The sequence below is a fragment of the Arthrobacter sp. genome, assembly GCF_048266065.1.
Taxonomy (GTDB): domain Bacteria; phylum Actinomycetota; class Actinomycetes; order Actinomycetales; family Micrococcaceae; genus Arthrobacter_H.
In genome coordinates this window covers 143214-149986 of record NZ_JBLXAH010000009.1, presented here as the reverse complement: position 1 = coordinate 149986, position 6773 = coordinate 143214, and the positions used below count along the sequence as shown (strand labels likewise).

General features: G+C 69.0%; 7 protein-coding genes. 2 read left to right on the top strand and 5 right to left on the bottom strand.

The window, feature by feature from the left end:
• Window positions 1-426 precede the first annotated feature (426 nt).
• Together ACN0TP_RS15180 and ACN0TP_RS15175 are read left to right on the top strand one after the other, a co-directional pair.
• Window positions 427-1434 carry an NAD(P)H-dependent flavin oxidoreductase gene (locus ACN0TP_RS15180; RefSeq protein ID WP_417220269.1) on the top strand — a complete coding sequence of 336 codons (1008 nt, stop codon included), beginning with the start codon at window positions 427-429 and terminating at the stop codon, window positions 1432-1434.
• A 4-nt stretch (window positions 1435-1438) separates the two neighbouring features.
• A complete protein-coding gene (locus ACN0TP_RS15175) occupies window positions 1439-2311 on the top strand; it encodes a phosphotransferase family protein (protein ID WP_417220268.1) in 873 nt (290 codons plus the stop codon).
• Window positions 2312-2350: 39 nt separating this feature from the next.
• Here the strand turns inward: ACN0TP_RS15175 and panC are convergent, their stop codons facing one another.
• Genes panC through ACN0TP_RS15150 form a run of 5 tightly spaced genes read right to left on the bottom strand, consistent with a single transcriptional unit; the run spans window position 2351 to window position 6772 of the window.
• Window positions 2351-3310, bottom strand: a complete 960-nt coding sequence (gene panC / locus ACN0TP_RS15170) for a pantoate--beta-alanine ligase (RefSeq protein WP_417220267.1) — start codon at window positions 3308-3310, stop codon at window positions 2351-2353.
• Between the two features lie 53 nt (window positions 3311-3363).
• Entirely contained in the window at window positions 3364-4239 is an 876-nt protein-coding gene (locus tag ACN0TP_RS15165) for a Rossmann-like and DUF2520 domain-containing protein (RefSeq protein WP_417220266.1), read from the bottom strand.
• Entirely contained in the window at window positions 4232-5779 is a 1548-nt protein-coding gene (locus tag ACN0TP_RS15160) for a PH domain-containing protein (protein WP_417220264.1), read from the bottom strand. The genes ACN0TP_RS15165 and ACN0TP_RS15160 overlap by 8 nt, the downstream gene beginning before the upstream one ends.
• Window positions 5776-6288: a PH domain-containing protein gene (locus ACN0TP_RS15155; protein WP_417220262.1), complete on the bottom strand. Its 513-nt coding sequence runs from the start codon at window positions 6286-6288 to the stop codon at window positions 5776-5778. Before ACN0TP_RS15155 ends, ACN0TP_RS15160 begins: the two co-directional genes overlap by 4 nt.
• A complete protein-coding gene (locus tag ACN0TP_RS15150; protein ID WP_417220260.1) occupies window positions 6269-6772 on the bottom strand; it encodes a DUF3180 domain-containing protein in 504 nt (167 codons plus the stop codon). Before ACN0TP_RS15150 ends, ACN0TP_RS15155 begins: the two co-directional genes overlap by 20 nt.
• Window position 6773: the final 1 nt, after the last annotated feature.

The following is a 6773-nucleotide window of genomic DNA, read 5'->3' as shown; positions in this document are numbered from 1 at the left end:
TTGAGTTCTCAAACAACAGACGCTTCCAGCTTCCACAAACCCGCCATCCGGCCGGCCGCTACGCTCTGGAGCAACTTGTCTAACTTACCCTACCGCGTGTCGCCGTGCAAATCGACCGTTCCCGGTGCTTTTTGCACTACTCTTCGCAGTCAATCCTCGTGAATCCGGAGCGCAAAGCATTCCGGTCCAATGTGGACTGATTTTGTAGGGTTTGGTCGCCTTGCGATCTTCAGCGTTTCCGCTGTCCTCGTCCCGGCGACTCAGAAAACTTTACACGGAAATCGGGTGCCCACCAAATCGGGGGCCTCCTCCCCGGGAAGACCGGAATTCCGCGGGATTTCGGGCCATTTGCCGTCACGCTACGACCCATCGACCCTTATGAGGTCTTGAGTCCTGCGTCACAGCCCCGGTCCCTAGACTGGAGACATGTCCAATCTGCCAGATCCCATGCCCCAGACACCCCCGACCTTCGACCTGTTGGACCGGCTGCGGATGTCGCAACCGCTGGTGAATGCCCCGATGGCCGGTGCCGCCGGCGGAGCCTTGGCCGCGGCGGTCAGCACGGCGGGTGGATTGGGCATGGTTGGCATTGGTTCCGGGGCCTCGCAGGAATGGATCGCCGGACAGGCCGCCCTCGCCCGGGCTTCCGGACGCGCCTGGGGCGCCGGCTTGATGGCCTGGGTGCTCGAGGAGTCGCTGGATCCGCTGAAGTACCTGCTTGCCGAAGGGCCATCCCTGGTGTGCGTCAGCTTTGGTGACCCCGGACCCGCGGCGGCCCTCATCCATGAGGCAGGACTCCCCTGTGCCATGCAGGTGGGCAGTGGCGCGGATCTGGAGCGCGCCCTGGCGCCCGATGTGGACGTCATCGTCTGCCGCGGGGGCGAGGGCGGCGGGCATGGGCGCAACGACGTCGCGACGCTTCCCCTGTTGCAGCAGACGCTGGCCTCCACCGGGAAGCCGGTGATCGCCGCCGGTGGCATCGCCGATGCCCGCGGAGTGGCCGCCGTGCTCTCTGCCGGTGCACAGGCGGCATGGATCGGGACCCGCTTTGCCGCGTCGACCGAGTCGCTCAGCCACGACCGGGTCAAGGAGGCCATCGCCGGGGCAGGTCTGGATGACACCGTCTTCACCCGTGCCTTCGACATCGCCCAGCGCATCCCGTGGCCCGAGGAGTTCGGCGGCCGGGCGTTGCGCAATGACTTCAGCGACCAATGGGGTGGCCACGAGGAGGCGCTTGCCTCGGCAGTCGCGGCGGACCCGGCCATCACCGAGGCCATCAACGCGGCACGGCGCGGGGCCGACGTCTCCACCGCCCCCGTCTATGCCGGACAATCGGCGGCGCTCAGTCGTGGTGGCGAGTCGGCTGCCGACATCATCGCCGACCTCTCTGCCTTCCGGGACCACCTGCAGGCAGCGGCCCGCCGCTGGCGGTGAGTACATGTCGTCGTGGGATCACCCGGGTCTCTCGCCCGGGCAGCGAGCGCATCTGGAGGACATGTATCCAGGTGCCGCCCTCGAGGCGGACCACAGTTGGCCCTTTGGCATCACCGTGCTGGAATTCGTCCATCGTGGACAGCATCTGCTGCTGAAGGCCAGCGCATCGTCGCACCATCTGGAGCGCGAATACCGGGCGCATACCCGTTGGCTGGGCCCCCTCACGGGAGATGTCCCCGAGCTGGTGCACTACGACGCCACGGCCGGCGTGCTCGTCAAGACCTTCCTCCCGGGCCGGATCGTGCTGGGAACACCCCAGGAGCACGACGCCGGTTCCTTCCGGCAGGCCGGCGCCCTCCTGGCGCGGCTCCACCGCGGGACAGCACCACGGACCGCACAGCACTACGAGGAATCCATGGCCGCCAAGACGCGCGCCTGGCTGGGCCGGGCGTCGGGGCTGGTGCCGGACGACCAGCTCTCGCTCGTGGCCACCTGGCTGGACAGCTTCGAACCCCGGCCGGTGGATCTGGTCCCGACCCACGGCGACTACCAGCCCCGGAACTGGCTGGTCAGGCCCGACGGCAGGCTCGCCGTCATCGATTTCGGCCGTGCCGAGCTGCGCCCCTGGTATTCGGATCTGGTGCGCATGGACCACCATGACTTCGTTCGCCGCGCCGATCTACGGACTGCCTTCATGGCGGGCTACGGCCAGGAGCCCGTCCCTGCCGGGCTGGAAGGAGGTCCGCCGGCACCGGGACGCCGGCTGGACGAACTGATGCAGTCCCTGGGCACCATCGTCTGGTCACGGGACATGGGTGACGCCGCCTTCGAGGAGCACGGCCGGTCCATGCTCACCCGGGTCCTCAACCACCTGTAGCCCCGCCCGCCACCGGACGTCGGTCCGGCAGGCCGGGGGTCAGGCGTCGCCCAGGGGCATGTTGTCGATCAGCCGGACGGAACCCACGCGCGCTGCCACCAGGACCAGCGCGCTTCCGGTGAATGGCGTCTCGCGGCAATTGAAGGCCAACGGTTCCAGGGTGTCCGGGTCGACGACCTCGAGATAGTCCAGGTCAACGAGGGGCTGGCTGGCGATCAGGGCCTCGGCCTCGTCGATCATCAGGGGCTCGTGCGCTGCGGCCCGGTCACGCAGCAGGAACAATGCCCGGCTCAGGACCAATGCGGCGTCGGCCTGTTCCGGGGTGAGGAAGCGGTTGCGGCTGGACAGGGCAAGCCCCTCCGGCGAGCGGACGATCGGTACTGCCTGGATCCGGACGGGATAGGCCAGGTCAGTGACCATGCGGCGGATGATCGCCAGCTGCTGCGCGTCCTTCTGCCCGAAGTAGGCACCGTAGTCGACGGGGACCGACGCCAGGGCCGGAGGACCCGCGTGGTGCAGCAGCTGGGCCACGACGGCGAGCATCCCATCGAAGTGCCCGGGACGCGAGGCGCCCTCGAACTTCTCCCCCAGTTTCCCGCTGAGGACCCGGACCAGCGGGGCGCCCTGCGGATAGACCTCTGCTTCATCGGGGGCGAAGACGATGTCGGCACCTGCCTGGGCCAGCAGCTCCAGGTCGGCGTCGAGGGTGCGCGGATAGCGTTCGTAATCGGCAGCGTCGTCGAATTGCAGCGGGTTGACGAACACCGAGACCACGACGACGTCGTTCTCCGCCCGGGCGGCCCTCACCAGATGTCCGTGGCCCTCGTGGAGTGCGCCCATGGTGGGGACCAGCGCCAGCCGGCGGGTCTGCCCCTCGGCGGCCCCTGCTTCCAGGAGCCGGGCGGAGAGGCCGCGCAGTTCCGCCACCGTCCGGGCCAGGAAGGGGCGCTGGGCACCCGCCGGGGTGCCGCCGTCGTACAGGGTTTCTGGGGTGCTCACGCGTCGATTCTAGCGCCGTCCCGCCGCCGCTGATTGGGAGAGGTCGGGACAGGTCAGGCCAGTGCGTCCAGGATCGCGGCGACCTGGGCCTCGGTGAGCAACCCGCGGTTCAGGGCGCGCTGGGCAGTGGCCCGCCCCATGGCCAGGTAGGCGTCACGGATGTCAGCTGGGATGTCATCGCCCGCCAGGGCCGTGCGGTGCACATCGATCGTGCCGGTGTCCCCCCGGGCCACCGGTCCGGTCAACGCACCTTCCCCGGCGGCCAGGGCGTTCTCCAGCGATCCGCGCATCAAGGGACCCAGGACGCGCTCCGGTGCCTCGACGCCGATGCGCCGCAACAGTTCGGCCGATTGTCCGGCGATGGTGACCAGGTGGTTCGAGGCGTGGGCCAGGGCCGCGTGGTAGATGCCCCGGTCGGCTTCCTCGATGATGGTGGACTCGGCTCCCATTTCGACGACGAGCGCCTGGGCGATCGGCAGGACCATGGACGCGGCGGTGACCCCGAACATGCAGTCCTGCAGCCGATCAAGATCCAGGCTCATCCCCGTGAAGCTCATGGCCGGATGGATGGCCAGCGGGATGGAGCCGGCGGCCTGCGCCGGAGCCAGGATGCCCGTGCCGTAGCGCCCCGCGGTATGCACCACGAGCTGGCCGGGCTGCCAGTGCCCGGCGTCGGCCAGGCCCTGGACCAGCGGGGCCAGTGCGTCGTCTGGGACGGCCAGGAGCACGAGTTCGGAGCGCCTGACGATCTCCGGGATGTCCAGCACGGGGACGCCCGGCAGCAGGGCGTCGGCCCGATCACGGGAGGACTCGGAGACGGCGTGGACACCGACGACTGCGTGTTCGGCGGCGCGCAAGGCGGCACCGAGCACGGCACCGACCTTGCCGGCACCGATGATGCCCACGCCCAGGCGGCCGGGTTTAGCCATGGTGTTCGTCCTCCAGCCAGTGGTCCCTGTCGTTCAGCCGCCGGGCGATGGCCGCGCGGTCGGCCTGGGTCATGAAGAGGTCACGTCCGGTGGCCAGGGCCATCTGCTTCACGCGCGGGGAGATCGGCCCGTCGGTGGTGCACAGTTGGATCCCGGTCAGGCCCAGGCGGCGATCCAGCGGCCCCTGGGTGAGCAGGATCCCCTGGATGCGTTCGTGCGCGACGATGACCAGCGAATGGATGAGCACTCCGGCCCGGGAGAACAGTGCTGTGTCCGTGACGGCAAATCCCTGGCGTCGGTAGGCAAAGGGCGAGAGCCAGCGCGCGCTGCGCGGCGAGGTGGTGAACCCCTCCGCGGTCCCCGCCCCGGAGATCCCGGCATCGACCAGTTCGGCGGGGCGTCCGGTGCCCGGGTCGGGAAGCACGATGCCCAGCACATTGAGCACGTCCTGGCGGGTGCCCACGGGCAGAAGGGTTGAGCGCAGTGTCGCGTCCTCGCCCTGGCTGCCGTATCCGGCGACGTTGACGACGACCTTGTGCCAGCCGAAACGGCGCCAGATGATCCCCTGCGTGACCATGACCGCCTGGACGCGCCCCGGGGGAACTGTCTGGTGGCGGGTGTCCAGCAGCCCGTAGCTCAACCGGAGGCCGTCGGAGCCCATCGCCGCCCGGAAGTTGTAGCCCTGGTTGAACTGTCCCCACAGTGCGGGGACCACGCCGATGAAGAACGGGATCATGTACAGCAGCGTGAATTCCCCGTGCGTGGCGATGGTGGCAATGATCCCGCCGATGACGACCAGCACTGTAATCCCCACCCAGGGGGAAAGCAGCGTGGCGGCGACCAGGCGTTGGGGCGGGACCACCGCAACGACCCGTTCCGGGGCCTCGGGTGCCCCGGACGGAGGGGCCGGGGCAGCAACGCGATCCGTGCCAGCGGGCAACCCGCCCCCGGCGGAGGCACCGCCGTCGTGCCCGGAGCCAGCGGGGCCGGCGGCCGGGGCGGTGTCCTGCTTCAGTCCGGCGGCGCGGGCGAGGATGTCGTTGCGCAGGACCTTGGCGTCGTCGATCTTGATGAAGGCCAGTCGCATCGCCGTCGACCCGGCGTCGGCGACCTCGAACTTGAGTTCGGCCAGCCCGAAGATCCGTGCGAGCAGGGGCTGGACGATGTCGATGGCCTGCACCCTGTCGATGCGGGCCTGGCGCTGCTGGCGGAAGACCACCCCCGAGTTGACGTTCACATGCCGTTCGGTCACCTGGTACTTGGTGAAGTACCACGACAGGAAGAAGGCGCCCATGATCAGCAGCAGGACCGCGACGCCACCGACGATGACCCAGACCAGGCCAGGGGTGAAGGACCAGCCGCCCCCGTCGGACCCGGAGCGCTCCTCCGCGTTGAAGATGTTCTCGATCCAGTTCTGGCCGAAGAAGTACAGGATCGCCAACACGGCGATCCACCCGCGGACCAGCGGGGAAACCGGGTGGACGCGCTTCCAGGGGACCGTCTGGTCGGCGGTCTCCGGCACGGTGGATTCGCCGCTCACAGTCCGGCCAGCCTCGCCTCACCGCGGGCCGAGAGCCGTTCGCGCAGGCGGGTCCCCTCGGCGGCCGGCAGCCCGGGGATCTCGGCCTTGGCGGTGGTGGAGGCCGTGTGGAGCTGGACCTTGCACAGCCCCAGGGCGCGGTCCACGGGCCCGACGGCGACGTCGACGTATTGCATGCGGCCGTAGGGGACGACGAGGACCTTTTGGAACATGATGCCGCTGCGGATGAGCAGGTCGTCGTCGCGTTCGGCATAGCCGATGGCCCGGACCTGCCGGGGGATGACCGCCATGCGGGCCAGGTCGGCGACGACGGCGATGCCGAGCAGTCCCCAGGCCAGCCACGCGGGGTAGCCGGGCCAGACGCCGGTGAGCATCAACACCACCGGGGTGGCCAGCACGACCCAGGTGATCAGCGCGGAAATCCCCCAGCCGACCAGCCTGACCTTGGCGTAGGACGGTGAGACCCGCTGGAACTCCAGGCCCGCCGGGTCAATTGGTTCCTGCGGCATACCCCTCGTCTTCCTCTCGGTTCCTGTCCCGGGATCCCGGGGCGGATGGGTCGTCGGGAGGCAGTTTGCAGAACTGCTCGACGACCCAACCCACAATAACCATCACCAGCGAGGCAACAATCATCACCAAGGATGAGATCACGACCTGGTTTCCCAGTCCCGCACCACGCACCAGGTCCAACAGGATCCCGGCGTGCCATCCGGCGATGAGCGATCCGGCATAGGCGGTGGCCTGGGCCAGGACCAGGGTGCGGGCCGCCTGCAGCGGGTCGAGCCGGCTCTTGAGCTTGCCTTGGGTATACCGGCGGACCCGCATCCCGAACCCGAAGGTGATGGCCATGCCGGCGAGCATGGTGATCAGCGAGGGCCATTGCAGCACCGGGGAGGTGTAGCCGTTGCCGGTCAGCGCGACCTGCGCGATCCACCCGAGCAGGGCGGATCCGAGGCAGATCAGCAGCAGCCACAGGGGGCGGATGGTGCTCATG

What these genes read in the sequence shown, in the direction of transcription:
- ACN0TP_RS15155 (WP_417220262.1), bottom strand. Translation starts at nt 6,288, where the DNA reads ATGCCGCAGGAACCAATTGACCCGGCGGGCCTGGAGTTCCAGCGGGTC.
- ACN0TP_RS15165 (WP_417220266.1), bottom strand. Translation starts at nt 4,239, where the DNA reads ATGGCTAAACCCGGCCGCCTGGGCGTGGGCATCATCGGTGCCGGCAAG.
- ACN0TP_RS15180 (WP_417220269.1), top strand. Translation starts at nt 427, where the DNA reads ATGTCCAATCTGCCAGATCCCATGCCCCAGACACCCCCGACCTTCGAC.
- ACN0TP_RS15175 (WP_417220268.1), top strand. Translation starts at nt 1,439, where the DNA reads ATGTCGTCGTGGGATCACCCGGGTCTCTCGCCCGGGCAGCGAGCGCAT.
- ACN0TP_RS15150 (WP_417220260.1), bottom strand. Translation starts at nt 6,772, where the DNA reads ATGAGCACCATCCGCCCCCTGTGGCTGCTGCTGATCTGCCTCGGATCC.